We start from the raw sequence: 25,229 nt of genomic DNA, 5'->3' as shown, positions 1-25,229 counted from the left end.
CCCGCAGGATCGCTGCGTTCTCCGCCCGGTCAGCGCACGTCCGCTGCGCCGTCCGGGGCGAGCAGGGCGGCTCCCGCCTCGGGACTGTCCGGGATCAGGTGGGACAGCACCATCACACTGATCGTCTTCCGGATGAACGGCTCCGCACGAATCCGCTCCAGCACCTCCTCGAAGTGCTCCACGTCCCGCGCCCGCACATGCAGCAGCGCGTCCGCGCCGCCGGTCACCGTCATCGCCGCGGTGATCTCCGGATAGCCCCGCACCACCTCCGCCAGCCGCCGGGGCGGCGCCGCACCCTCGCAGTACACCTCCACGTACGCCTCCGTGCGCCACCCCAGCGCGGAGGGCCGCACCGTCGCCGTGAAACCGGTGATCACGTCGGTCTCGCGCAGCCGGTCCACCCGGCGCTTGACCGCCGTCGAGGACAGTCCGATCTCCGCGCCGATCTCGGCGAAGGAGGTCCGGGCGTTCTCCATCAGGGCGGTGACGATCTTCCGGTCGAGTTCGTCGAACGAAGCGGGCCTGCTGTTCATGCGGGCACTGTATCCAGCGGATACCGGCACGTCGCAGGCGTGGGCAGGCGCGCGGATCGCCCCTACACTCCACCTTCATGCTGCGCGCCCTGGCTGTCGACGACGAACGCCCCACGCTCGAGGAACTCGTGTACCTGCTGAACGCCGACCCCCGCATCGGCACGGCGGAGGGAGCGGGCGACGCGACCGAGGCGCTGCGCCGCATCAACCGGGCCCTGGAGTCGGGCCCCGACGGACCGGACGCCATCGACGTCGTCTTCCTCGACATCCAGATGCCCGGCCTCGACGGGCTGGACCTCGCCCGGCTGCTCACCGGCTTCGCCCGGCCGCCGCTGGTCGTGTTCGTCACCGCGCACGAGGACTTCGCCGTCCAGGCCTTCGACCTGGAGGCCGTCGACTACGTGCTCAAACCGGTGCGCAGGGAACGGCTGGCGGAAGCGGTGCGCCGGGCCGCCGAACAGCGCGGCCCCGCCGCCGTGCCCGCGCCGCGCATCCCCGTGCACGAACCCGACCCCGACCACATCACCGTGGAACTCGGCGGCGTCGCCCGCTTCGTCCCCGTCGACGACATCACCCACGTCGAGGCCCAGGGCGACTACGCCCGCCTGCACACCGAGCGGGGCAGCCACCTCGTCCGCATCCCGCTGTCCACCCTGGAGGAGCGCTGGCGCGCCCGCGGCTTCGTCCGCATCCACCGCCGCCACCTGGTCGCCCTGCGCCACATCGGCGAACTCCGCCTCGACGCCGGCACCGTCAGCGTCCTGGTCGGCGCCGAGGAGCTCCAGGTCAGCCGGCGCCACGCCCGTGAACTGCGGGACCTGCTCATGCGGAGGCCGTGAGCCGTGCCCCAGGACCCCACCGAGCGCCGCGTCACCGTCACCGGCCCGCCCAGGCGCACCGGCCGGACCTCCGGGCACTACCGCCCGCGCACCGAGATCGACGAGCAGACCACCCTCGGCCACACCTACGTCCGCTCCCTGATGCGCAGCCAGCTGCGCGCCGGTCTCACCGCCCTCGCCGTCCTCGGCCTCCTCGTCGGACCGCTCCCGCTGCTGTTCGCCGCGATGCCCGACGCCCGCCGTCTGGAGTGGGCCGTCCTCGGCTTCGGCCTGTACGCCCCGCTGGTCCTCCTCGCCCGCTGGTACGTGCGCCGCGCCGAGCGCAACGAACGCGACTTCGTGCGGCTCGTCGAGGACCGGTGACCATGCCGGACGAGGCCGTGAAGGCGCCATGAACTCCAGCTACGCCATATCCGCCGTCGCCCTCGTCGTCGTGGCCACCGTCCTCGTCGGCGCATTCGGCCTGCGCATCTCCCGCACCACCTCCGACTTCTACGTCGCCTCCCGCACCGTCGGCCCCCGCCTCAACGCGGCCGCCATCAGCGGCGAGTACCTCTCCGCCGCGTCCTTCCTCGGCATCGCGGGACTGGTCCTCGTCCAGGGCCCCGACATGCTCTGGTACCCGGTCGGCTACACCGCCGGCTACCTCGTCCTGCTCCTGTTCGTCGCCGCCCCGCTGCGCCGCTCGGGCGCCTACACGCTGCCCGACTTCGCCGAGGCCCGGCTCGCCTCGCAGGGGGTGCGGCGGCTCGCCGGGGCCTTCGTGGTCGGGGTCGGCTGGCTGTACCTGCTGCCCCAGCTCCAGGGCGCCGGGCTGACGCTGAACGTGCTCAGCGGGGCGCCCGACCGGCTGGGCGGGGTGATCGTCGCCGTCGTGGTCGCGGCCATCGTCGCGGCCGGCGGCATGCGCAGCATCACCTTCGTCCAGGCCTTCCAGTTCTGGCTCAAACTCACCGCCCTGCTCGTCCCCGCCTTCTTCCTGGTGCTGGCCTGGCAGGCCGACGGCGCCCCCGGCCGCCCCTTCGACGAACCCGCCACCTTCCGCGAGCAGCGCTCCGTCCGGGTCGACGCCGGCCTCACCCTCAAGCTGGAGGAGCCGTTGACCGTCTCCGTCGACGGCACCGTGGACGGCCGCGCCCACGACGGCGACCGCGTCGCCCTGCCCGCCGGCAGCCACCGCATCGAGGCCGGCGCCCGCCTCACCTTCGCCGCGGACACCCCCGTACCGGCCGCCGGGCACGGCGCCGACGACGCCCTGTCCCCGTCCCGGGCCGAGAGCCGCACGGAACGCCCGCTGTACGCCACCTACGGCCTGATCCTCGCCACCTTCCTGGGCACCATGGGCCTGCCGCACGTCGTGGTCCGCTTCTACACCAGCCCGCACGGCGTCGCCGCCCGCCGCACCACCGTCGCCGTGCTCGGCCTGATCGGCGCCTTCTACCTGCTGCCGCCCCTTTACGGCGCCCTCGGCCGCCTCTACGCCCCCGAGCTGACCCTCACCGGCGACGCCGACGCCGCGGTCCTGCTGCTGCCCGACCGGGTGATCGGGGGAGTGGGCGGCGACCTGCTGGGCGCGCTGGTCGCGGGCGGTGCCTTCGCCGCGTTCCTGTCCACCGCGTCGGGGCTCACCATGGCCGTGGCCGGCGTCCTCACCCAGGACGTGCTGCCGTCCCGCGCCGTGCCGCACTTCCGGCTCGGCACCCTGCTCGCCATGGCCGTGCCGCTGGCGGCGAGCGCGCTGGTCGGCGGGCTGCCGGTGGCCGACGCCGTCGGACTCGCCTTCGCCGTCTCCGCCTCCTCCTTCTGCCCGCTGCTCGTGCTCGGCATCTGGTGGCGGCGGCTGACCCCGCCCGGCGCGGCCGCCGGGATGCTGGTGGGCGGCGGCTCGGCCCTGCTCGCCGTCGCGGCCACCATGGGCGGCTTCCCGGGCGGCGGCGGGTCGCTGCACGCGCTGCTGGCCTGGCCCGCCCTGTGGTCGGTGCCGCTGGGCTTCCTGACCATGGTGCTGGTCTCCCTGGCCACCCCGGGCCGGGTGCCGGCCGGGACGGCGGCGATCCTGGCCCGCTTCCACCTGCCGGAGGAGCTGGGCACGGAGGAACTGCCCGCGGACGCGCTGCGCACAGACGTACCGCGCACAGACGTACCGCGCACAGACGTACCGCGCACAGACGTACCGCGCACAGACGTACCGCGTACGGACCCACTGCGTACGGACCCACCGCGCACGGGCCCACCGCGCGCGGACGGCCTGGAGGCGGCGGGCGGCCCGCGCGAGGAGACGACGCGGTGAGCGGCTCCGCGGGCGGTTTCCTGGCGGGCCTGGCCGTCGCCCTGCTCCCGCTGCTGGCCGCCGGTTTCTGGCTGGGGCGGCGCACGGCCCGGCCGCGGCACCTCGGCGGCCTGGGCACCCCAGTCGAACACGCCACCTTCCAGACCCTGCACACCGCCTCCCTGGCCGCGCCTCCGCTGCGCGCGGGCCTGACCGAGGAGACCGCCGGGAAGTCGGCCCGCAAGCTGCGCTCCCTGCTGGGCACGGACGCCCTGTGCCTGACCGACCTCAAGGAGGTCCTGGTCTGGGACGGCGTGGGCACCCACCACCGCGCCGAGATCATGGAACGCCTCGCCGGACCGCTGGAGACCGGCCGCGGGGAGGCCTTCCGGCTCACCTGCGACACCCCGGACTGCACGGTGCGCTGGGCCGTCGTCGCCCCGCTGACCGTGGACGACCGGGTGCACGGCGCCCTGGTCGCCTGCGCCCCCCGCGAGTCCGCCGTCCTGGTCCGGGCCGCCGGGGAGGTGGCCCGCTGGGTCTCCGTCCAGCTGGAGCTGGCCGACCTCGACCAGTCCCGCACCCGGCTCATCGAGGCCGAGGTCAAGGCGCTGCGCGCCCAGATCTCCCCGCACTTCATCTTCAACTCGCTGGCGGTGATCGCGTCCTTCGTGCGCACCGACCCCGAGCGCGCCCGCGAGCTGCTCCTGGAGTTCGCCGACTTCACCCGCTACTCGTTCCGCCGGCACGGCGACTTCACCACCCTCGCCGACGAGCTGCACGCCATCGACCACTACCTGGCGCTGGTGCGGGCCCGCTTCGGCGACCGCCTCGCCGTCACCCTCCAGGTCGCCCCGGAGGTGCTGCCGGTCGCCCTGCCCTTCCTGTGCCTCCAGCCGCTCGTCGAGAACGCCGTCAAGCACGGCCTGGAGGGCAAGGCCGACCGGTGCCGCATCCAGATCACCGCCCAGGACGCGGGCGCCGAGGCGCTGGTCGTCATCGAGGACGACGGCGCCGGCATGGACCCGGAGCTGCTGCGCCGCATCCTCGCGCGCGAGGTGAGCCCGTCGGGCGGCATCGGGCTGTCCAACGTCGACGACCGCCTCCGCCAGGTCTACGGAGACGACCACGGCCTCGTGATCGAGACGGCCGTCGGCGCGGGCATGAAGATCACGGTCCGGCTGCCGAAGTACCAGCCGGGCGTGCACTCGGCGGGCCGGCTCAGGCGCTCCGCGTGGCCACCAGTCCCAGGGTGATGAGACCCAGCACGACCCAGCCGAACCACAGCCAGCCGTTGCTGCCGAGTGCCACCGTGTAGGCCGTCACCGCGACGAGGCCGCCGATGGTGAGCGCCCCCATCGTCTTCGTCGAACTGTCCGTGGAACCGGGCATCGCAACACCCTCCTCGTGGTTCGCTCCCCCCTATGGTGCCCCGGTTCCGGCTCCGGAGGGGTGCGGACGACGAGAAGCGGCCCGTTTGCGTTCAGCCGCCGCGTGTGTTCAGCGAGGCCAGGTAGGCGTTGTACGCCGCCAGCTCCTTGTCGCCGTCGCGGTCGGCGGCCCGGTCGCTGCGCCGGGCCTGGCGCTCCTCCGAGGCGTACCACTGGAAGAGCAGCGCGAGCAGCACCAGCACGGAGGGGACCTCGCTGAAGGCCCAGGCGATGCCACCGGCCGCGTTCTGGTCGGAGAGCGCGTCGATGCCGAGCGAGGCGGGCGGGTTCTCGAACGTCGAGACCATGGGGGAGGAGGCCATCATCAGCGCGATGCCGAAGAACGCGTGGAACGGCATGCCCGCGAACAGCTCCAGCATCCGCATCAGGTAGCCCGGCCGGTGCGGGCCCGGGTCCACACCCATGATCGGCCAGAAGAACACCACACCGACGGCGAGGAAGTGCACCATCATCGCGATGTGCCCGGCCTGGGAGCCCATCAGGGTGTCGAAGAGCGGGGTGAAGTACAGCGCGTAGAGGCTCGCGATGAACAGCGGGATGGTGAACGCCGGATGCGTGATGATCCGCATGTAGCGGCTGTGCAGCAGCATCAGCAGCAGCTCGCGGGGCCCCTTGCGGCCGCGGCCCGCCGGGGGCAGCGCGCGCAGGGCCAGCGTGATCGGGGCGCCGAGCAGCAGCAGGATCGGCGACACCATGCTGATCACCATGTGCTGGACCATGTGCACGCTGAACATGACCATGCCGTAGTCGTTCAGCTTGGTGCACATCATCAGGGCGACGCTCAGCACACCGGCCACGAAGGCCACGGTCCGGCCGACGGGCCACTTGTCACCGCGCCGCACCAGACGGACGACGCCCCACCCGTACAGCGCCAGCCCCAGGAGGCAGGCGATCAGGAAGAAGGGGTCCGCCGACCAGGCGAGGCCCCGCCCCAGCGTGAACGGCGGCAGATCCATCGTCATGCCGTGCCCGCTGTGATCCATCCGCCCGCTCCTGTTTCGTGGGGGTTGAGCGCATTTGCACGCCGCTTGTCCGAAGCAAGCGTAGAACCGCCCCCGGCGACTTCTGTCACCGGGGGCGGTACGGCGCCCTGTCAGGGGCGCGGGGAACTGCGCGAGCAACCACGATTCACCCGCGGACGGAGTACTGAAGCAACCTCAGAGAACACACTCCGCCTCCGCGTACCGCGCATCCGGCACCGTCTTCAACGACTCCACCGCCTCGGCGAGCGACACCATCTCGATGTTCGTCCCCCGCAGAGCGGTCATCATCCCGAACTCCCCACGATGCACCGCCTCCACCGCGTGCCACCCGAACCGCGTCGCCAGCACCCGGTCGTACGCCGTCGGCGTCCCCCCGCGCTGGACGTGACCGAGTATCACCGGCCGGGCCTCCTTGCCGAGCCGTTCCTCCAGCTCGATCGAGAGCTGCCGGGCGATCCCCGCGAAGCGTTCGTGGCCGTAGACGTCCTTGCCGCCCTCGTCGAAGTCCATGGTCCCGGCCTTCGGCTTGGCACCCTCCGCGGCCACCACGATCGCGAACCGCTTGCCCGCGGAGAAGCGCGCGCCGACCTTCGCGGCCAGCTCGTCGATGTCGAAGGGCCGCTCCGGGACGACGACGGCGTGCGCGCCGGCCGCCATGCCCGAGTGCAGCGCGATCCAGCCGGTGTGCCGGCCCATGACCTCGACGATCAGCACCCGCTGGTGCGACTCGGCGGTGGTCTTCAGCCGGTCCAGGGCCTCGGTGGCGACGGTCACCGCGGTGTCGAAGCCGAAGGTGACGTCGGTGACCGCTATGTCGTTGTCGATGGTCTTCGGCACGCCCACGATCGGCAGACCGTTGTCGGACAGCAGCCGGGCCGCCTTCAGCGTGCCCTCGCCGCCGATCGGGATGATCGCGTCGAGGCCGAGTTCCTCGACGTGTCCCCGGGCCCGCTCGACGCCGTCCCGCAGGTGCTCGGGACGGACCCGGGAGGAGCCAAGGATGGTGCCGCCGCGCGCCAGGATGCCGCCGACCGCGTCCAGGTCGAGCTTGAGGTAGTCGCACTCCAGGAGGCCCTTCCAGCCGTCCCGGAAACCGATGACCTCGTCGCCGTGGTCGACGACGGCTCGGTGCACGACGGACCGGATGACGGCGTTCAGGCCGGGGCAGTCGCCGCCGGAGGTGAGGACACCAATGCGCATAGCCCGAAATACCTTCTCAACGTGGCACGGGTCCGGACCGCGCTGTCCGGCTCGATCCCCGCCACCCTAGCGGCATCGGGGGGCGGGACCGAACCGTGCGTCCGCCTGCTGGACGAGCTCGCTCACCTGTGCGGACGGGGCATCAGACGGGCCCGTCCGCCCGGGTCACGCGGGCTGCTGCGCGGCCGCGATGCGCTCGTTGCGGAGCGCCTCGTACCAGCGGTCGTCGGTCGGCGGCAGCGCGTTCACGTCGAGGGCCAGCTTGAGCAGCAGGTCCGCGATCTGCGGGTTGCGCGCCAGCACCGGACCGTGCATGTACGTGCCGAAGACCGTGTCGTTGTACGCGCCCTCGGTGCCGTCCCCCGTGCCGTTGCCGTTGCCGAAGCGGACCTGGGCGAGCGGACGGGCGTGGGGCCCGACGTGGGTGACGCCCTGGTGGTTCTCGAAACCGGTCAGCGGGGGCAGGCCGAGGCGCGGGTCGATGTCGCCGAGCACGTCGCCGACGCACCGCGCGCCCTCGCCGCGGGTGGAGACCACGTCGAGCAGGCCGAGGCCCGCCTCGCGCTGGCCGAGGTCGTTGATGAACTCGTGGCCCAGGATCTGGTAGCCGGCGCAGACCGAGAAGACGATCGCGCCGTTCTCCACCGCCCGGTACAGGCCGCCGTCGCGGCGCAGCCGCTCGGCCGCGAGCCGCTGCGGCCGGTCCTCGCCGCCGCCGATCAGGTAGATGTCGCCGGAGGTCGGGATCGGCTGGTCGCTGCGCACGTCGAGCCGGGCCACGTCGAGGCCGCGCTGGCGGGCCCGGCGCTCCACGACCAGGGCGTTGCCCTGGTCGCCGTAGGTGCTGAGGAGGTCCGGGTAGATCCAGACGATCCGCAGTTGGTTGTCGCTCACGAAAATCCCCTGAAGTCTCGCGGTCAGTTGCCGACGCGGCGGCGCAGGTCCTGGAAGGCGGTGTAGTTCGCGATGACCTCGATGCGACCCGGCGGGCACAGCTGCACCGCCTGGTCGAGGTCCTCGCACACCTGGAACTGCTGGTTCGCGACCTCCAGGCGCACCGCGAGGTCCAGCTTCCGGTCGCCGACCACGCAGATCGGGTGTCCGGACAGCCGGGTGTAGTCCACGTCCCACAGCCAGGAGGTGTCGGTGCCGTCGGCGCCGCGTGCGTTCACCGAGAGGATCACCGGGGCCGGCGGCGGGTCGATCAGGGAGAAGGTCTCCAGCCAGCCCGCCGGGTTCTTGGCGAGCAGCAGGCGCAGGTCGCGCCCCTGGAACTGGACGACGTCGTAGCGCCCGGCGACCGCCTGCACCTGGTACATGCGCTCCAGGGCGACCTGCGGCGGCACCCCGAAGACGGCGGCGACGGCGGCCGAGGAGGCGGCGTTGGCCTTGTTGGCGCGGCCCGGCAGCTGGAGGTGGATGGGCCAGGCGGAGCCGTGCGGGTCGAGGACGTGGTCGCCGGACAGGGCCCAGCTCGGCGTCGGGCGCCGGAAGCCGCACTCGCCGCAGAACCAGTCGTCGCCGGGGCGCTGCATCACACCGCCGCAGGACGGGCAGGACCAGGCGTCGTCCTTCCACATCTGACCCGCGGCGACCCAGATCACGTTGGGGGAGGAGGAGGCGGCCCACACCACGAGCGGGTCGTCGGCGTTGGCGACGACCACGGCCTTCGAGCCGGCCAGGCCCTCGCGCCAGGCCTCGGCGAGCATCCGGGTCTCGGCGGCGCGGTCGAGCTGGTCGCGGGAGAGGTTGAGCAGCGCGATGCACTTCGGCTCGGTGGCCTGGGCGACGCCGACGAGGTACTTCTCGTCGACCTCGATCACCCCGTACCGGGAGTCCGCGCCGCCCGCGAGCGCCGAGGTGATGCCGGCCGGCATGTTGGCGCCGAGCGCGTTGGAGACGACCGGCCCGGCCGCCTTGAGCGCCTCGGCGATGAGCCGGGTGGTGGTGGTCTTGCCGTTGGTCGCCGAGACCAGGGTCACGTCCAGGTGCCCGGCGAGCCGGTGGAGGAGGTCGGGGTCGAGTTTCAGCGCCACCCGGCCGCCGATCACCGAACCGCTGCCGCGCCCCGCGGCGCGCGATGCCGCCGCGACCGCCTTGCCCGCGGTCACGGCGATCTTGGCCCGCGGCGTGAGCGGGTCCGAGTTGCCTGCCATCAGTTCTCGATCCTCCTTGCCGTACGCGCCGCGCCTGAAGCCTGTGAAGCCTGACGGCCACGTGGTGTGGACCTCAGCCTATCGAGATCCATTCGCACTCCCGAATCGCGGCACCGGCCACCGGGTTCCGGCGGTGGGCGCGCGCCGCCGGGGGACACTGGGACCTTACTCTGACCGCCATGCGACACGGCTCCATCCCGGGCGCCCACGGGCGCGTCCGTTCCCTCGGTCTCCTCGGCGACCCCGTCCTGCACGCCCCCTGCGCGGAGGTGACGGACTTCGGTCCGGAACTCGCGGCGCTCGTGGAGGACTTGTTCGCCACCATGTACGCCGCCCACGGCGTGGGCCTGGCCGCGAACCAGATCGGCGAGGCGCTGCGCGTCTTCGTGTACGACTGCCCGGACGACGAGGACGAGCGGCACCTCGGGCACGTGGTGAACCCCCGGCTGGTGGAGACCGGCGGGGTGGTGGTGCGGGGTCCGGAGGGCTGTCTGTCGCTGCCGGGTCTGGAGGCGGGGACCGAGCGGCACGACGAGGCGGTGGTGACCGGCTTCACGATGACCGGGGAGCCCGTCACCGTACGCGGCACGGGGTTCTTCGCCCGGTGCCTCCAGCACGAGTGCGACCATCTGGAGGGGCGGGTCTACGCCGATCGCCTGACCGGCCGGCGCCACCGGAAGCTGATGCGCCAGGTGGCGCGGGCGTCCTGGCACCGCTGAGCGCCCGCACCGGCGAGAACCGGGGCGCGCGGCGGCCGGGGGCCGGAACCCGGGGCTCAGAACCAGGGGCTCAGAACCCCGGGCCGCCCGCCTTGTCGCCGGCCTCGGCGAGGCGCCCCCACAGCAGGTCGGCCAGGGTGCGGACCAATTCCTCCCGGGGGCAGGGGCGTTCGCCCAGCCACCAGTCCCCGGCGGCGTGCATCATGCCGACGATCCCGTGCCCCCAGACCCGGGCCAGCTGCTGGGTGCCCGGCCCGACGTCGAGCCGTTCCTCGATGACCTGGGCCAGCTCCTCGCCCATGCGGCGCAGCAGCGGCGCCGAGTGCTTGCCGACGTCGAAGCCCTCGGACTGGTCGCCCGGGGCGCCGGCGCTCTCCGCCGGGTGCATCAGGAACCGGTACACCTGCGGGCGTGCCTCGATGGCCGCCAGATAGGTGTCCAGGGTGGCCTCGACGCGCTGCCGCCGCTCCGCCGGGGCGTCCAGGGCGGCCCGCAGCGAGGCGAGGAGGGCATCCGTGTGCCGGACGGCGAGGGCGGCGTAGAGTCCGCCCTTGTCGCCGAAGTGGCGGTACAGAATCGGCTTGGTGATGCCCGCCTCGGCGGCGATGGCGTTCATCGAGGCGTGCGGACCGTCGCGCAGCACCACCCGGTCGGCGGCCTCGAGCAGCTCGCGCCGTCTGCGGTCGGCGGAGGTCTGCTGGTCGGTCCGCTGCGTGGTGTTCATGTGCTCTCCCCACCCGTGCTGTTTCGGTGACGCCTGCGCAAACTAACACTCAGGGGACGCGGGCCATCGAACGGGAGGGCGAGGGTGCCCCGGGAGTTGACTTTTCCTACCCGTGGGTAACACACTCGGTGTTACCGCAAGTAACATGCACGGGCGTCACTGGAGGGGACATGGCCGAGTTCACCATGGAGCTGAGCGACGAACAGAAGGAGGTCCGGGACTGGCTGCACGGCTTCGCGGCCGACGTCATCCGCCCCGCGGCCGCCGAATGGGACGAGCGCGAGGAGACTCCCTGGCCGGTCATCCAGGAGGCCGCCAAGGTCGGCATCTACTCCCTGGACTTCTACGCCCAGCAGTACTTCGACTCCACCGGGCTCGGCATCCCCATGGCGATGGAGGAGCTGTTCTGGGGCGACGCGGGCATCGCGCTGTCGATCGTCGGCACCGGCCTCGCCGCCGTCGGCGTCCTCGCCAACGGCACCGAGGAGCAGATCGGCACCTGGATCCCCCAGATGTACGGCGACGCCAACGACGTCAAGGTCGCCGCCTTCTGCTCCTCCGAGCCCGACGCCGGCTCCGACGTCGCCTCCATGCGCACCCGCGCCGTGTACGACGAGGCCAAGGACGAGTGGGTGCTCAACGGCACCAAGACCTGGGCGACCAACGGCGGCATCGCCAACGTCCACGTCGTCGTCGCGGTCGTCGACCCGGACCTGGGCTCCAAGGGCCACGCCTCCTTCATCGTCCCGCCGAACACGCCGGGGCTGTCCCAGGGCCAGAAGTTCAAGAAGCACGGCATCCGCGCCTCGCACACCGCCGAGGTCGTCCTCGACAACGTGCGCGTCCCCGGCTCCTGCCTGCTCGGCGGCAAGGAGAAGCTGGACGCCCGCCTCGCCCGGGCCCGGGAGAAGGCCAAGAAGGGCGGCGAGCGCGTGAAGAACGCGGCGATGGCCACCTTCGAGGCGTCCCGCCCCGCGGTCGGCGCGATGGCGGTGGGCACGGCCCGTGCCGCGTACGAGGTGGCGCTGGAGTACGCGCAGACCCGGGAGCAGTTCGGGCGCCCCATCATCGACAACCAGGGCGTCGCCTTCCAGCTCGCCGACATGCGGACGTCCATCGACGCGTCCCGGCTGCTGGTGTGGCGGGCCTCGTGGATGGCGATCAACGGCAAGCCGTTCACGGCGGCCGAGGGCTCGATGTCCAAGCTGTTCGCGAGCGAGACCGCGAAGAAGGTGACCGCCCAGGCGGTCCAGATCCTGGGCGGCAACGGCTACACGCGGGAGTACCCGGTGGAGCGGATGCACCGCGACTCCGCGATCTACACGATCTTCGAGGGCACCAGTGAGATCCAGCGGCTGGTTATTGCGCGGACGTTGGCGGGGATGCCGATTCGTTGAGCGCCGTTGGGGGTTCTGTGTGATGTCGGGTGCCGGTTCGTCGTGGCTGGTCGCGCAGTTCCTCGCGCCCCTGGGGTTGGCGTACTCACCCGTGTTTCAAAGGTGTGAGTTGCTCGATGTCGTACTTCGCCCGTAGCGCCTCGATGGCCTCGTGGTCCGGGGGACCCCCGTCGCCCAGGATCTCCAGGAGTTCCTCGAAATAGCGCTCGTGGTCCGGGGGCGGGCTGGCCTGGAAGAACATCTTGGCCGGCTCGCCCGTCGGGTTGGCGAAGGCGTGCGGGCAGCCGGGAGGTACGACGATGACCGTGCCGGGGGTGGCGCGCACCACCCGGTTGCCCGAACGCGACTCCCACTTCCGCCAGCTGTCCGGCGTGCGGACCCTCGGTTCGAAGGCGAGCACGTCCAGCTCGCCCTCCAGCACGTAGAACAACTCCTCGCTGCGGGTGTGCACATGGGCGCCGACGTCGAACCCGGGCGGCACGATCACCTCGAAGGTGGACGCCATGCGCGAGTGCGAACCGGTCACCTTGAAGGTCACGTGCTGGGCCGGTGCCTGCACCACCCTGCCCTGACCGGGCGGCACCAGCAGGCCCTCGGCCGCCGCCACCAGGCCGCTCACCAGGTCACCGGAAGGGCCTCGGGCCCGCGGATCAGCGCACCCTTCTTGAAGGGCACGTCCTCGGGCGCCACCGCGAGCTTCAGCCCGGGCACCCGGTCCAGGACCGCGTCGACGAGCAGCTCCGACTCCAGCCGGGCCAGCATGCCCCCGGGACAGTAGTGCGGGCCGAAGCCGAAGGACACGTGCGGGTTGGGGGAGCGGTCGAAGTCGATCGTGTCCGGGTCGGGGAAGACCTCCGGGTCGCGGTTGGCCGCCAGGTACGACACGTAGACCGCGTCGCCCGCGCGGATTCGCACGCCCTTGATCTCCACGTCCTCCAGGGCGATCCGGGACAGCCCCACGGCGTTGCGGTGGGGAATCCAGCGCAGCAGTTCGTCGATGGCCCGGGGACGGAGCGCCGGTTCGGAGCGCAGGCGTTCGGCCAGCTCCGGGCGGGTCAGCAGCAGGTGGAACATCTGCCCGCTGTTGTTGGTGACCGCCTCGCCACCGATCTGGAGCAGCACCGCGAGCCCGACGGCCTCCGTGAGCGTGATCTCGTCCCGCCCCACGGCGGCACCCAGCAGCGAGGTGACGTCCTCGCCGGTGCTGTCCGACCGGAGACCGATGAGATCCGAGAAGTAGGCGTTCATCTCGTTCTTGGCCCGCTCGCTGACCTCGGCGCCGTGCGAGGAGGACAGGATCAGCTGGGTCCAGGTGTGCAGGGCGTGCCGGTCGGTGGCCGGCACCCCCATCAGCTCGCAGATCACCGCGATGGGGAAGGGACTGAGCACCGCCTCGGTGAGGTCGGCGGGCGGCCCGGCCTTCAGCATGGCGTCGACCAGTTCGTCCAGCATGCCGCGGGACCGCTCGCGCACCCGCTCCACGCCCCGCGCCGTGAAGGCCGCGGCCACCGAGCGGCGCAGCCGGGTGTGGTCGGGCGGGTCCAGGAAGCCGACCGCGCCGCGGGCTGGGATGAAGTGCGGGGCCAGCCGGGTGACCTGCCGGTCCATCACGGCCTCGCGGCCGAACCGGGGGTCGTTGGTGACCAGGCGGACGTCGTCGTGGCGGGTCACCAGCCAGGCCCAGCCCTCGCCGTTGGGCAGCGAGATCCGGGTGACGGGACCCTCGCGCATCAGCTCGGTCAGCACCGGGTCGAAGTCGCTGCCCGGCAGGTCGACGGCCGGCCACTCCCGGACGGGCGGCACGGTCGGGGACATCGTCTCTTCACTCATGGCTGCCTCACACTCCGCGACACACCCCGTGCCGCGGTCCGCGTCACGTCCTGCCGTACGCCCCGCCGCACGTCCGCGGTCTGCCAGCAGCCCAGGGACATCTCGGCGGTGATCCCGGGGCCGAAACCGGCCAGCAGCCCGCGTGCCCCGTCGGCGACGCCGCCCTCGTCGAAGAGCCGGCGCAACGCGTCCAGGACGACGGCGCTGGCGATGTTGCCGTACTCGGTGAGCGTCGCCCGGCTGAAGCGGAACGCGTGCGGGTCCACCTGGAGGAAGGTGCTGAGGTCGTCGAGGATCCGGGGGCCGCCCGCGTGCACGATGTAGAAGTCCAGGTCGGCGGCGTCCCAACCGTGCTCGCGCGCCAGGTCCTTGAGCGCCGGCGCGAGCGGTTCCATGGTGGCCGGCACCCGCTTGTCCAGCAGGAAGTGGAAACCGGTCGCCTTCACGTCGTACATGATCCACTCCTCGGTCTTGGGGATCAGGTACGAGCCGTTGCGCTCCAGGCGCACTCCGGTGCCGCCCCGTCCGCGGACCACCGCGGCGGCGATGCCGTCGCCGAACAGGCCGTTGGAGAGCAGGGACCCCACGCCGAGGTCGGTGGGCTGGTAGCACAGCGAGCAGAACTCGCAGGCCACGACGAGCGCGTTGGCCTCGGGGTAGGCGGTGCAGAAGTCGTGGGCCCGGTTGACCGCCGCGCCGCCGGCCGCACAGCCCAGCTGGGCGATCGGTATCTGGCGCGTGGTGCTGTCGAAGCCCATCTCGTTGATCAGCCACGCCGTGAGGGAGGGCATCATGAAGCCCGTGCACGAGACGTAGATGATCACGTCGATGTCGGTGGTGAGCAGCTCCGCGTCGTCCAGGGCCCGCTGGACGACGGCCGGGACACGGGACTTGGCCTCCCGCTCGTAGACCTTGTTGCGGTCCTCGAAGCCGGGGTGCCTCAGCGTCTCCTCGATGGGCTGCACGATGTGCCGGGTGCGGACCCCGGTGTTCTCTATCAGCCGGAGCGCGAGCGGCAGTTGAGGATGGTCGGCGTGGCGCTCGCGCGCCAGCTCCAGCGTCTCCTCCATCGTGATCACGTGCTCCGGGACGGACACCGAGGGTCTGCACAATGTCGCCATGAACCGTGCCTGCTTTCGCCTCGCGGAAGGCCTGCGCCCCCCGGCCGGAAAGTGGTGCACCTTTTCAGGGGTGCCCGTCCACGATCACTCACCGGGGCGGTGATCTCGCGCCGGGTTACTCCGTCTCGGGGACGGCGGGGGCGGTGTCGGCGGCGGGGAGCGGCGTCGTCAGGAGGAGCGGCCGCTGCTGTGGGCGATGCACGCCACGTCGATCCGGTCGGCCAGCTTGGCCAGCTCGATGGTGAGGGCCGCGACGGTGTCCTCGTCCAGGCTCTCCTCGCCGGTCTCCACCAGCCGCAGCCACCGTCCGCCGACCGTGCGCAGCAGCTTGCTCACGTCGGACGCGGCGACCTGGAGCGTGCCGCGGTCGTCGACGATCAGGGGCAGGGTCACTTCGCGGTTCACAAAGGGGATCGTAGTCGCGGAAGGCTCACGCTCCGTGCCATACGGTGGTGATGTTGCAGAACTCGCGGATTCCATGCCCGGACAGCTCACGCCCGTAGCCCGACCGCTTGACCCCGCCGAACGGGAACGCCGGGTGGGACGCCGTCATCCCGTTGACGTACACACCGCCCGCCTCCAGATCCCGGACGAAACGGTCCACGTCCGCGTCGTCGCGCGTCCACACGTTCGAACTGAGTCCGAAGTCCGTGTCGTTGGCGATCAGCACCGCCTCGTCCAGGTCGGCCGCCCGGTAGAGCGTGGCGACCGGTCCGAACGCCTCCTCGCGGTGGATGCGCATCTCGCGGGTGACGTCCGCGAGGACGGTCGGCGGGTAGTACCAGCCGGGACCGTCCGGGCGTTCGCCGCCGCACAGCACCGTGGCGCCGCCGCGCACCGCGTCGTCGACCAGCTCCACCAGGTCGTCGCGGCCCTGCTCGCTGGAGAGGGGGCCGACCTCGGTCTCCTCCTCCATGGGGTCGCCGACCTTCAGCGCCTTCATGCCCTCGGTGAAGCGCTCGGCGAAGGCGTCGTACACGTCCGTGTGCACGATGAACCGCTTGGCGGCGATGCACGACTGCCCGGCGTTCTGGGTGCGCGCGGTCACCGCCACCTCGGCGGCCCGCTCGACGTCGGCGGACGGCATGACGACGAACGGGTCGCTGCCGCCCAGCTCGAGCACCGTCTTCTTGATCATCTCCCCGGCGGTGGAGGCCACCGCGCGGCCCGCGGGCTCGCTGCCGGTGAGGGTGGCGGCCCGCACCCGCTCGTCGCGCAGGATGTCGTCGACCTGGGCGGAACCGATGAGCAGGGTCTGGAAGCAGCCCTCGGGGAAGCCCGCCCGGTGGAACAGGTCCTCCAGGTACAGGGCGGTCTGCGGCACGTTCGAGGCGTGCTTGAGCAGCCCGACGTTGCCCGCCATCAGCGCGGGCGCCGCGAACCTGATCACCTGCCAGAGCGGGAAGTTCCACGGCATCACCGCGAGCACCGGGCCGAGCGGCCGGTAGCGGACCAGGGCCCGGGAGGCGCCGGAGTCCTTCACGTCGGCCTCGGCGGGCTCCTCGTCGGCCAGCAGCTCGGCGGCGTGGTCGGCGTACCAGCGCATCGTCTTGGCGCACTTGGCCGCCTCCGCGCGGGCCTGCTTGACCGGCTTGCCCATCTCGGTGGTGATGACCTTGCCGATCTCCTTCTGGTCCGCCTCCAGGAGGTCGGCGGCCCGGCGCATCAGCCCGGCCCGCTCGTAGAACCCCGTGGTCCGGTAGGTGCGGAAGGTGGCCTCCGCGAGTTCGATCCGGCGCTCGATCTCCTCCTCGCCCATGGCCTCGTACGTCCTGAGCGTCTCGCCGTTCGCCGGGTTCACCGTCGCGATGGGCATGGCCGACCTCCCTGGGTGCATGCGTGCTTCGACCTTGGCGCGCGGCGCGGGGCACCGCAACGCGGATGGGTCGCGTCGTTCCTCTTGGCGTCTTGTCAGTGCGAGTGCTCAGCCAGCCGGTCGAGAAACGCGGACTGCGCCTTCACGATCACCTCGCGGGCCCGGTCCAGCGTGAACCACGCCACCCGGTCCAGCTCGGGGAACTCCTCGGTCCGCCCCGACCTGGGCGGCCACTCCATGCGGAAGGTGCCGGGGACGACCGCGGCCGGATCGAGGTCGGCCGCCACGGCCCAGACCGTGACGACCTTCCCGCCCGCCTGCCGCACCTCGCCGAGCGGGACCGCCTCGCCCCCGGGCGGGGGCAGCCCCAGCTCCTCCTGGAACTCGCGCCGGGCCGCCTCCCACGCGGGTTCCGCCGGGTCGTACTCACCCTTGGGGACGGTCCACGCCCCGGCGTCCCGGCGGGTGTAGAACGGGCCGCCCATGTGGCCGAGGAGCACCTGAAGCTCCCCGCCCGGTCCGCGCCGGTGCAGCAGCAGCCCGGCGCTGCGCCTCACGGGGCCACCCCGGGGTGGGCGGCGAGCAGGGTGTCCACGGTGTCCGCGTCCTCGGGGCGCTTGTCCTCGCGGTAGCGGACCACGCGGGCGAAGCGCAGGGTGACGCCGGCCGGGTAACGGGTAGAGCGCTGGAGGCCGTCGTAGGCGATCTCGACGACGAGTTCGGGGCGTACGGTCACTCCCCAGCCGTGCTCCTCGACGGCCAGTTCCTTCAGGCGCTCGGTCTGCCAGGCCAGCAGCGCGTCGGTCATGCCCTTGAAGGTCTTGCCGAGCATCGCGAAGGAGCCGTCGGCGGTGCGGGCGCCCAGGTGCAGGTTGGAGAGCCTGCCGGTGCGGCGGCCGTGGCCCCACTCGGCGGCCAGCACCACCAGGTCGAGCGTGTGGACGGGCTTGACCTTCAGCCAGGACGCGCCGCGCCGTCCCGCGCTGTAGGCGGCGTCGAGCCCCTTGACCACGACGCCCTCGTGCCCGCGCTCCAGGGTCTCGGCGAGGAACTCCTCCGCGGCCTCGGTCTCCTCGGGTCCGTGCACCAGCGTGCGCCGTACCCGCAGCGGTTCGGGGACCAGCCGGGCCAGCTCCGCGTGCCGTTCGGTCAGCGGCAGGTCGAGCAGGTCGCGGCCGTCCACGGACAGCGCGTCGAAGAACACCACCGAGACGGGGACCGCCCGCGCCGCCGTGGCCACGTCGGTACGGGAACCCACCCGCCCCGCGGTCTCCTGGAAGGAGCGGGGGCGCCCGCTCGCGTCGAGGGAGATGGCCTCGCCGTCCAGGACGAACCGCTCGCCGGGCAGCGCCAGGGCCGCCTCGGTGATCTCGGGGAGCCGGTCGGTGATGTCGTCCAGGGTGCGGGTGTAGAGCCGTACGGTGCCGCCGTCCCGGTGCACCTGGACGCGGATGCCGTCCAGCTTCTCCTCCACGGCCGCGGCGCCCAGCTTGCCGACCGCCTCGGCGACCGAGGACGCGCTGTGCGCCAGCATCGGCAGCACGGGCCGTCCGACGGTGAGCCGGAACCGGTCCAGGGCGCCGGGCCCGTCGGCCAGCAGGGCCTCGGCCACCGTCTGGAGCGACCCCGCGAGCATCACCGCGCGCCGTACGTCCGCCGGGGGAGCGTCCGTCGCCGCGGCCAGGCCCTCGACGGCGGCCGCGTCCAGGGCGCCCTGGCGGACCTCACCGGTGAGCAGCCCGGTCAAGAAGCGCTGCTCGTCCTCGGTGGCCGCGCCCATCAGCTCGCCGACCAGCCGGGCCCGCTCGGCCTGCGACCCGGCGCCGGAGACCGCGCCGAGCCGGGTGAGCCGGGCGTCCACGTCCCGCACCGTCAGGCTCGGCGCGTCGGCCGGCGGGACCGGGCGGCTCAGCACCTTCCAGCCGACGCCGATCCGGCCCTGCGGGAGCCGTCCCGCCAGGTACGGGATGACGACCGGCACGTCCGCCGCCTCCGCCTCGCGGAACAGCTCCGCGAGCAGGACGGTCTTCCGGGACCGCGCCGACGTGGCGGCGACCTCCCGGGACACCTGGGCCAACCGGGCAAGCAGCATGCAGTCATGGTGCACCGGAGCGGGCCGGCGCACACCCCGCCGCGCCCGCGCGTTCCCGCGGGCGCCGCGTACCGGCGCGCGCCCGGTCCGGGTGCTCCGGGGTGTCCTCACCCGGCGACGGCCGCGTCCAGGTCCGACATGATCAGGTCGCCGACGACCGCCGCCGCCGCGCGGTAGCCGCCGCTCGCCGCGTGAACAACCTGCTCGGCGAAGCCCATCGCGTTGCCGGCGGTCCACACGCCCGGCACGCTGGTGCGGCCGGTCGGGTCCACCACGGGGTAGGCGCCGAACGGCGTCTCCTGCATCTCCGCCCCCAGCCGCTCCATCAGGCCGGTCTGCGGGACCGCCTTCGGGGCGACGAACACCACCGTGCGGTCGTGCGCCGTGCCGTCCGCCAGCCGTACCCCGGTGAGCCGGTCGTCCTCGACCCGCAGGGCGGCGACCTTGCCGGGCACCACCTTGACCCCGGCCGCGGCGAGCCGCCGCAGGTCGTCGTCGGACAGCTCCGGCTCGGCGACCGTGTGCAGGAAGAGCGTCACGTCGTCCGACCAGCCCGACACCATCAGCGCCTGGTGCACGCTGAGCGGGCTGGTGGCCAGGACGCCGAAGCGTTCGTCCCGCACCTCCCAGCCGTGGCAGAACGGGCAGTGCAGCACGTCCCGGCCGTACCGCTCGGCGACCCCGGGCACGTCCGGCAGCTCGTCCCTGAGCCCGGTGGTGACGATCAGCCGCCGGGCGCGCACGGTCTCCCCGCCGGCCAGCCGCACCGCGAAGTCCTCGTCCCGGGACACGTCCACGGCGCGGTCGCGGACCAGCTCCACTCCGTAGCGCGCGATCTCCTCCCGGCCGAGCGCCAGGAACTCGGCGGGGGACATGCCGTCCCGGGTCAGATAGCCCTGCATGTGGTCCGAGGGCGCGTTGCGCGGCTCCCCGGCGTCGACCACCAGCGTGCGCAGCCGCGAGCGGCCCAGGACCAGCGCGGCGGACAGCCCGGCCGCGCCGCCGCCGACCACCACCACGTCGTACGTGCCGGTCAGGTCCCTGTTCCGGGTGACGTCCTTGTTCTGGGTCATGGTGACCACCTCCACGTAGAAGGTCGCTCGGACGGCGCGGTATTGACAAACAAGTTTGCCGGAACTGCAATAAACCCATGACGACCGCAGACGATGTCCTCGCCGGTGTCGGGCCGCGGCTCCGCCAGGTGCGCAAGGAGCGTGAGGTGACCCTGGCGGCGCTGTCCGAGTCGACCGGCATCTCGGTGAGCACCCTGTCGCGGCTGGAGTCGGGCCTGCGCAAGCCGAGCCTCGAACTGCTGCTCCCGATCGCCCAGGCCCACCGGGTGCCGCTGGACGAGCTGGTCGGCGCCCCGCAGGTCGGCGACCCCCGGGTGCGCGCCAAGCCCATCGTGCGGCACGGCCGCACCTACTGGCCGCTGACCCGCCAGGCGGGCGGCCTCCAGGCGTTCAAGGTGCTGGAGCCCAGGCGCAGCGAGGAGCCGGACCCGCGCAGCCACGAGGGGTACGAGTGGCTCTACGTCCTCTCCGGCCGGCTGCGGCTCGTGCTGGGCGAGCACGACGTGGTGCTGGCGGCGGGGGAGGCCGCCGAGTTCGACACCCGGGTGCCGCACTGGTTCGGGTCGACGGGGGAGGGGCCGGCCGAGTTCCTCAGCCTCTTCGGGGCGCAGGGCGAGCGGATGCACGTACGGGCGCGGCCCGCGCGGACGTGACGCCGCAACCTGTTCCCTGATCGGCAAGCGACCGCTTAGTATGCGAGGGACCCGGTCGGACGACGCAGTCGGTGGAGGCCCCGCATGCAGGCATGGCAGGTGCACGAGAACGGCGAGCCGGGCGAGGTGATGCGCCTCGCGGACGTGCCGCCGCCGACGCCGGGCGAGGGCCAGGTCCTGCTGCGGGTCCGCGCCGCGAACATCAACTTCCCGGACGCCCTGCTGTGCCGGGGCCAGTACCAGGTCCGGCCGCCGCTGCCGTTCACGCCGGGCGTGGAGATCTGCGGCGAGACCGAGGACGGGCGCCGCGTCATCGCCAACCCGGCACTGCCGCACGGCGGCTTCGCCGAGTACGCCCTCGCGGACGCGCGGGCCCTGCTGCCCGCGCCGGACGCCCTCGACGACGCCGAGGCCGCCGCCCTGCACATCGGGTACCAGACCGGCTGGTTCGGCCTGCACCGCCGGGCCCGGCTGGAAGCAGGCGAGACCCTGCTGGTCCACGCCGCCGCGGGCGGGGTCGGGAGCGCCGCCGTACAGCTCGGCAAGGCGGCCGGTGCCACCGTCATCGGCGTCGTCGGCGGGCCGGAGAAGGCGGCCGTCGCCCGCGAGCTGGGCTGCGACGCGGTCGTCGACCGGCACACCGAGGACGTCGTCGCCGCCGTGAAGGAGGCCACCGGCGGCCGGGGCGCCGACGTGATCTACGACCCCGTCGGCGGGCAGGCGTACGCCCAGTCCGCCAAGGTCGTCGCCTTCGAGGGCCGGATCGTCGTCGTCGGCTTCGCGAGCGGCACGATCCCCAGCCCCGCGCTGAACCACGCGCTGGTGAAGAACTACGCGATCCTCGGCCTGCACTGGGGCCTGTACAACACCAAGAACCCCGAGCTGGTCCGGCACTGCCACGAACAGCTCACCGGCCTGGCCGCGCGGGGCGCGATCAAGCCGCTGGTGAGCGAGCGGGTGCCGCTCGCCGACGCCGCCGACGCCGTGCAGCGCGTCGCCGACGGCAGGACGACCGGCCGCCTGGCCGTCGTACCGGAGAACCTGGACAAGGGAGCCGCCGCATGACCGACGCAGCGGAACTGCGCCACCGTACCCGCGAGTTGCTCGCCGCGCACCCACCGGCCGGCACGGACCGCCTGGACTTCCTCCGGGCCCGCTTCGACGCCGGACTCGCCTGGGTGCACTACCCGCAGGGGCTCGGCGGCCTCGGCGCCCCGCGCGCCCTCCAGGCCGTCGTGGACGCCGAGTTGGCGGCCGCGGGCGCCCCCGACAACGACCCCCGGCGCATCGGCATCGGCCTCGGCATGGCCGCCCCGACCATCCTCCAGTACGGCACCGACGAGCAGAAGCGCCGGCTGCTGCGCCCGCTGTGGACCGGCGAGGAGGTCTGGTGCCAGCTCTTCAGCGAGCCGGGCGCCGGGTCCGACCTGGCCGCCCTCGGCACGCGCGCCGTCCGGGACGGCGAGGACTGGGTCGTGAACGGCCAGAAGGTGTGGACCTCCAGCGCCCACCTCGCCCGCTGGGCCATCCTCATCGCCCGCACCGACCCGGACGTGCCCAAGCACCGGGGCATCACCTACTTCGTGTGCGACATGACCGACCCCGGTGTCGAGGTGCGGCCGCTGCGCCAGATCACCGGCGAGGCCGAGTTCAACGAGGTGTTCCTCACCGACGTCCGCATTCCCGACTCCCGCCGCCTCGGCGAGATCGGCGACGGCTGGCGGGTCGCGCAGACCACGCTGAACAACGAACGCGTCGCCATCGGCGGCACGCCGATCCCCCGCGAGGGCGGCATGATCGGCAAGATCGCCGCGACCTGGCGGGAGCGTCCCGAACTGCGCACCCACGACCTGCACCAGCGGCTTCTCGGCCTGTGGGTCGAGGCCGAGGTCGCCCGCCTCACCGGTGTCCGCCTGCGCCAGCAACTGGCGGCCGGCCAGCCCGGCCCCGAGGGCGCCGGCATGAAGCTGAACTTCGCCCGGCTCAACCAGGAGATCAGCGGCCTGGAGGTCGAACTCCTCGGCGAGGAGGGCCTGCTCTACGACGACTGGACCATGCGCCGCCCCGAACTGGTCGACTTCACCGGCCGCGACGCCGGATACCGCTACCTGCGGTCCAAGGGCAACAGCATTGAGGGCGGGACCAGCGAGGTCCTGCTGAACATCGTCGCCGAGCGCGTCCTGGGCCTGCCCGCCGAGCCGCGCACCGACAAGGACGTCGCATGGAAGGACCTCGCCCGATGAGCGCACAGCCGGAACCCGCCCTGCTCCACTCGGAGGAGGAAGAGGCGCTGCGCGCCGCCGTCCGGGACCTGCTCACCGACCACTGCGACCCGGCGGGCGTCATCACCCGCACCGAGACGGCCGCCCCGCACGACGTGCCGCTGTGGAAGTCCCTCGCCGGCTCGATGGGCCTCGCGGGCCTGCTGATCCCGGAGGAACGGGGCGGCCAGGGCGCCACGCACCGGGAAGCGGCCGTCGTCCTGGAGGAGTTGGGCCGCGCGGTCGCACCGGTGCCCTATCTGACGAGCGCCGTCGTCGCCACCGAGGCGCTGCTGGCCTGCGGGGCCGACGACCTGCTCGGCGAGCTGGCGTCCGCCACGACCGTCGCGGTACTGGCCGTCGGGCTGCACGTCGCGGCGGGCGGCGCCGTCCCGGGCGTGCGGCTGGAGAACGGGGCGCTGCACGGTGAGCTGACCGGCATCGCGGACGCCTCCGTCGCCGACGTGCTGCTGGTGCCCGGCGACAACGGGGGCCTGTACGCGGTCCGTGCCGCCGACACGACGGTGACCCCACAGGTCTCGCTCGATTCCACCCGGCCGCTGGCGCGCGTGACCCTCGACGGCGCCCCGGCGCGTCGCCTCGGTGACGCGGAGCCCGCCGTGCGCCGGGCCCTGCGGACCGGTGCCGGACTGCTCGCCTCCGAACAACTGGGCCTCGCCGACTGGCTGCTGACCGAGACGGTCCGCTACCTCAAGGAACGCAAGCAGTTCAACCGCCAGGTCGGCGGCTTCCAGGCGCTCAAGCACCGGCTCGCCCGACTGTGGCTGGAGGTGGCCGGCCTGCGCGCCGCCGCCCGCAACGCGGCCGACGCCCTGGCGACCGGTACGGACAGCGAGGTGGCCGTCGCCGTGGCCCAGGCGTACGCGGCCCAGGTCGCGGTCCACGCCGCCGAGGAGGCACTGCAACTGCACGGCGGCATCGGCATGACGTGGGAACACCCGGTCCACCTCTACCTCAAGCGGGCCAAGGCCGACTCGATCGCCTACGGCGCGGCGGGCACCCACCGCGCGGCGCTGGCCGAACTGGTCGACCTGCGGGCACCCTGACCCACCCGCCCGCGCAGGCGGGTGCGTCCGGTCCGGGACCGCGCCGGTGAAGTGAACGACCGGCGGCGGTCCGGCCAACTCCCCGCACGGCTCTGCTCCCTGAGGGCCACGGGACCCCATACTCACTGGGGTCCCGCACGGCACCTCCAGGGAGGCAGAGCATGGCCCTCACCACCCGACGCAGAGCCCTCACCACCCTCGGCGCCGCCCTCGCGGGCGCGGTCGCCCTGCCCGCCGGCACCGCGCTGGCGTCCGAAGGCAGGCACGGACCGCGCCCGCTGTGGCGCGCGCACGCCCACAACGACTACGAGCACCCCCGGCCCCTCCTGGACGCCCTCGACCACCGCTTCGGCAGCGTCGAGGCCGACATCTACCTGGTCGACGGCCGGCTCCTGGTCGCCCACGACCCCGAGGACCTGGACCCGTCCCGCACCCTGGAGTCGCTCTACCTCGACCCGCTCGCCGCCCGCGTCCGCGCGCACCACGGCCGGGTCTACCGGCGGGACCGCGGCGCCCTGCAACTCCTGATCGACATCAAGACCGAGGGCGAGGCGACATACCTCGAACTCGACCGCCGACTGCGCCGCTACCCGCACCTGTTCACCTCCTACGCCCACGGACGGGTGTTCCCGGGCGCGGTCACCGCGGTGGTCTCCGGCGACCGGGCCGCCCGCGCGCCCATGGCGGCCCAGCGCACCCGCCGGGCCTTCTACGACGGGCGCCTCACCGACCTCGGCACCACCGCACCGGCCTCGTTCGTCCCGCTGATCAGCGACAACTGGACGCTCAACTTCACCTGGCAGGGCGTGGGCGCCTTCCCGGCGGCCGAGCGGCGCAGACTGCGGGACATCGTGGGCGCGGCCCACGCCCGCGGGCAGCGGGTGCGCTTCTGGGCCACGCCCGACGTGGCGGGGCCCGCGCGGGACGCCGTCTGGGCCGAACTGCTCGCCGCCGGGGTCGACCATCTCAACACCGACGACCTCGCGGGCCTCGAGGCCTTCCTCGACGCCCACCGGGACGCGTAGGCCGGCGCCACAACTCCACT

The 25,229-nt window shown here is 72.9% G+C and carries 26 protein-coding genes; 11 read left to right on the top strand and 15 right to left on the bottom strand.

Annotated elements, in window-relative coordinates:
- Positions 1 to 29 precede the first annotated feature (29 nt).
- On the bottom strand, positions 30 to 533 hold the full coding sequence (locus ACIRGB_RS20485) for an Lrp/AsnC family transcriptional regulator (protein ID WP_061446010.1): 504 nt from the start codon (positions 531 to 533) through the stop codon (positions 30 to 32).
- 77 nt (positions 534 to 610) lie between these two features.
- Here ACIRGB_RS20485 and ACIRGB_RS20480 point away from each other — a divergent pair, with 77 nt between their 5' ends.
- Genes ACIRGB_RS20480 through ACIRGB_RS20465 form a run of 4 tightly spaced genes read left to right on the top strand, consistent with a single transcriptional unit; the run spans position 611 to position 4,897 of the window.
- On the top strand, positions 611 to 1,372 hold the full coding sequence (locus ACIRGB_RS20480; protein ID WP_403866725.1) for a LytR/AlgR family response regulator transcription factor: 762 nt from the start codon (positions 611 to 613) through the stop codon (positions 1,370 to 1,372).
- Positions 1,373 to 1,375: 3 nt separating this feature from the next.
- Complete coding sequence (locus tag ACIRGB_RS20475; RefSeq protein WP_403866722.1) at positions 1,376 to 1,735, top strand: hypothetical protein; 360 nt, start codon at positions 1,376 to 1,378, stop codon at positions 1,733 to 1,735.
- Between the two features lie 28 nt (positions 1,736 to 1,763).
- The gene (locus tag ACIRGB_RS20470; protein WP_403866720.1) at positions 1,764 to 3,662 is read left to right on the top strand and encodes a cation acetate symporter; all 1,899 of its coding nucleotides are present in this window, start codon (positions 1,764 to 1,766) and stop codon (positions 3,660 to 3,662) included.
- A complete protein-coding gene (locus ACIRGB_RS20465; protein WP_403866717.1) occupies positions 3,659 to 4,897 on the top strand; it encodes a sensor histidine kinase in 1,239 nt (412 codons plus the stop codon). Before ACIRGB_RS20470 ends, ACIRGB_RS20465 begins: the two co-directional genes overlap by 4 nt.
- Here the strand turns inward: ACIRGB_RS20465 and ACIRGB_RS20460 are convergent.
- The 5 genes from ACIRGB_RS20460 to ACIRGB_RS20440 form a co-directional block, all read right to left on the bottom strand.
- A complete protein-coding gene (locus ACIRGB_RS20460) occupies positions 4,863 to 5,033 on the bottom strand; it encodes a hypothetical protein (RefSeq protein WP_016325678.1) in 171 nt (56 codons plus the stop codon). The two genes, ACIRGB_RS20465 and ACIRGB_RS20460, sit on opposite strands and share 35 nt — an antisense overlap.
- Before the next feature lie 91 nt (positions 5,034 to 5,124).
- Positions 5,125 to 6,075: a cytochrome c oxidase assembly protein gene (locus ACIRGB_RS20455; protein ID WP_403866713.1), complete on the bottom strand. Its 951-nt coding sequence runs from the start codon at positions 6,073 to 6,075 to the stop codon at positions 5,125 to 5,127.
- 174 nt (positions 6,076 to 6,249) lie between these two features.
- The gene (locus ACIRGB_RS20450) at positions 6,250 to 7,275 is read right to left on the bottom strand and encodes a 6-phosphofructokinase (RefSeq protein ID WP_403866709.1); all 1,026 of its coding nucleotides are present in this window, start codon (positions 7,273 to 7,275) and stop codon (positions 6,250 to 6,252) included.
- Positions 7,276 to 7,440: 165 nt separating this feature from the next.
- A complete protein-coding gene (locus tag ACIRGB_RS20445) occupies positions 7,441 to 8,169 on the bottom strand; it encodes a type 1 glutamine amidotransferase (protein WP_403866706.1) in 729 nt (242 codons plus the stop codon).
- Positions 8,170 to 8,192: 23 nt separating this feature from the next.
- The gene (locus ACIRGB_RS20440) at positions 8,193 to 9,431 is read right to left on the bottom strand and encodes a MurT ligase domain-containing protein (RefSeq protein WP_403866703.1); all 1,239 of its coding nucleotides are present in this window, start codon (positions 9,429 to 9,431) and stop codon (positions 8,193 to 8,195) included.
- 179 nt (positions 9,432 to 9,610) lie between these two features.
- Here ACIRGB_RS20440 and def point away from each other — a divergent pair, with 179 nt between their 5' ends.
- Positions 9,611 to 10,150, top strand: coding sequence for a peptide deformylase (gene def, locus ACIRGB_RS20435; protein WP_403866700.1), 540 nt, complete (start codon positions 9,611 to 9,613; stop codon positions 10,148 to 10,150).
- 70 nt (positions 10,151 to 10,220) lie between these two features.
- Here the strand turns inward: def and ACIRGB_RS20430 are convergent, their stop codons facing one another.
- Complete coding sequence (locus tag ACIRGB_RS20430; protein ID WP_403866697.1) at positions 10,221 to 10,874, bottom strand: TetR family transcriptional regulator; 654 nt, start codon at positions 10,872 to 10,874, stop codon at positions 10,221 to 10,223.
- A gap of 170 nt (positions 10,875 to 11,044) precedes the next feature.
- On the opposite strand from ACIRGB_RS20430, the gene ACIRGB_RS20425 reads away from it, so the two are divergent.
- Entirely contained in the window at positions 11,045 to 12,271 is a 1,227-nt protein-coding gene (locus ACIRGB_RS20425) for an acyl-CoA dehydrogenase family protein (protein ID WP_403866694.1), read from the top strand.
- Positions 12,272 to 12,356: 85 nt separating this feature from the next.
- On the opposite strand, the gene ACIRGB_RS20420 is transcribed toward ACIRGB_RS20425, so the two are convergent.
- From ACIRGB_RS20420 to ACIRGB_RS20385, 8 genes are all read right to left on the bottom strand, one after another.
- Positions 12,357 to 12,890, bottom strand: coding sequence for a cupin domain-containing protein (locus tag ACIRGB_RS20420; protein WP_403866691.1), 534 nt, complete (start codon positions 12,888 to 12,890; stop codon positions 12,357 to 12,359).
- Positions 12,887 to 14,101 (bottom strand): cytochrome P450, encoded by a 1,215-nt coding sequence (locus ACIRGB_RS20415; RefSeq protein WP_403866688.1) that lies wholly within the window; start codon positions 14,099 to 14,101, stop codon positions 12,887 to 12,889. The genes ACIRGB_RS20420 and ACIRGB_RS20415 overlap by 4 nt, the downstream gene beginning before the upstream one ends.
- Positions 14,098 to 15,282: a 1,3,6,8-tetrahydroxynaphthalene synthase gene (locus ACIRGB_RS20410; RefSeq protein WP_403866685.1), complete on the bottom strand. Its 1,185-nt coding sequence runs from the start codon at positions 15,280 to 15,282 to the stop codon at positions 14,098 to 14,100. Before ACIRGB_RS20410 ends, ACIRGB_RS20415 begins: the two co-directional genes overlap by 4 nt.
- 108 nt (positions 15,283 to 15,390) lie before the next feature.
- The gene (locus ACIRGB_RS20405; protein WP_007388168.1) at positions 15,391 to 15,627 is read right to left on the bottom strand and encodes a DUF6213 family protein; all 237 of its coding nucleotides are present in this window, start codon (positions 15,625 to 15,627) and stop codon (positions 15,391 to 15,393) included.
- 25 nt (positions 15,628 to 15,652) lie between these two features.
- The gene (locus ACIRGB_RS20400; RefSeq protein ID WP_403866681.1) at positions 15,653 to 17,038 is read right to left on the bottom strand and encodes an NADP-dependent succinic semialdehyde dehydrogenase; all 1,386 of its coding nucleotides are present in this window, start codon (positions 17,036 to 17,038) and stop codon (positions 15,653 to 15,655) included.
- Between the two features lie 95 nt (positions 17,039 to 17,133).
- Entirely contained in the window at positions 17,134 to 17,595 is a 462-nt protein-coding gene (locus tag ACIRGB_RS20395) for an NUDIX domain-containing protein (RefSeq protein ID WP_403866679.1), read from the bottom strand.
- The gene (locus ACIRGB_RS20390) at positions 17,592 to 19,130 is read right to left on the bottom strand and encodes an ATP-dependent DNA ligase (protein WP_403866676.1); all 1,539 of its coding nucleotides are present in this window, start codon (positions 19,128 to 19,130) and stop codon (positions 17,592 to 17,594) included. Before ACIRGB_RS20390 ends, ACIRGB_RS20395 begins: the two co-directional genes overlap by 4 nt.
- Positions 19,131 to 19,237: 107 nt before the next feature.
- Positions 19,238 to 20,203: an NAD(P)/FAD-dependent oxidoreductase gene (locus tag ACIRGB_RS20385; RefSeq protein ID WP_403866673.1), complete on the bottom strand. Its 966-nt coding sequence runs from the start codon at positions 20,201 to 20,203 to the stop codon at positions 19,238 to 19,240.
- A gap of 77 nt (positions 20,204 to 20,280) precedes the next feature.
- On the opposite strand from ACIRGB_RS20385, the gene ACIRGB_RS20380 reads away from it, so the two are divergent.
- The 5 genes from ACIRGB_RS20380 (at position 20,281) to ACIRGB_RS20360 (ending at position 25,209) form a co-directional block, all read left to right on the top strand.
- Positions 20,281 to 20,856, top strand: a complete 576-nt coding sequence (locus ACIRGB_RS20380; protein ID WP_403866671.1) for a helix-turn-helix domain-containing protein — start codon at positions 20,281 to 20,283, stop codon at positions 20,854 to 20,856.
- Between the two features lie 84 nt (positions 20,857 to 20,940).
- On the top strand, positions 20,941 to 21,921 hold the full coding sequence (locus tag ACIRGB_RS20375) for an NADPH:quinone oxidoreductase family protein (RefSeq protein WP_403866668.1): 981 nt from the start codon (positions 20,941 to 20,943) through the stop codon (positions 21,919 to 21,921).
- Entirely contained in the window at positions 21,918 to 23,099 is a 1,182-nt protein-coding gene (locus ACIRGB_RS20370) for an acyl-CoA dehydrogenase (RefSeq protein WP_403866665.1), read from the top strand. Before ACIRGB_RS20375 ends, ACIRGB_RS20370 begins: the two co-directional genes overlap by 4 nt.
- On the top strand, positions 23,096 to 24,184 hold the full coding sequence (locus ACIRGB_RS20365; protein WP_403866662.1) for an acyl-CoA dehydrogenase family protein: 1,089 nt from the start codon (positions 23,096 to 23,098) through the stop codon (positions 24,182 to 24,184). Before ACIRGB_RS20370 ends, ACIRGB_RS20365 begins: the two co-directional genes overlap by 4 nt.
- A gap of 161 nt (positions 24,185 to 24,345) precedes the next feature.
- Entirely contained in the window at positions 24,346 to 25,209 is an 864-nt protein-coding gene (locus ACIRGB_RS20360) for a phosphatidylinositol-specific phospholipase C/glycerophosphodiester phosphodiesterase family protein (RefSeq protein ID WP_403866659.1), read from the top strand.
- Positions 25,210 to 25,229: the final 20 nt, after the last annotated feature.

The organism is Streptomyces sp. NPDC102490 (assembly GCF_044765285.1).
Lineage (GTDB): Bacteria > Actinomycetota > Actinomycetes > Streptomycetales > Streptomycetaceae > Streptomyces.
The sequence above is the reverse complement of the archived record's forward strand: the minus strand, read 5'-3'. Positions and strand labels throughout refer to the sequence as shown.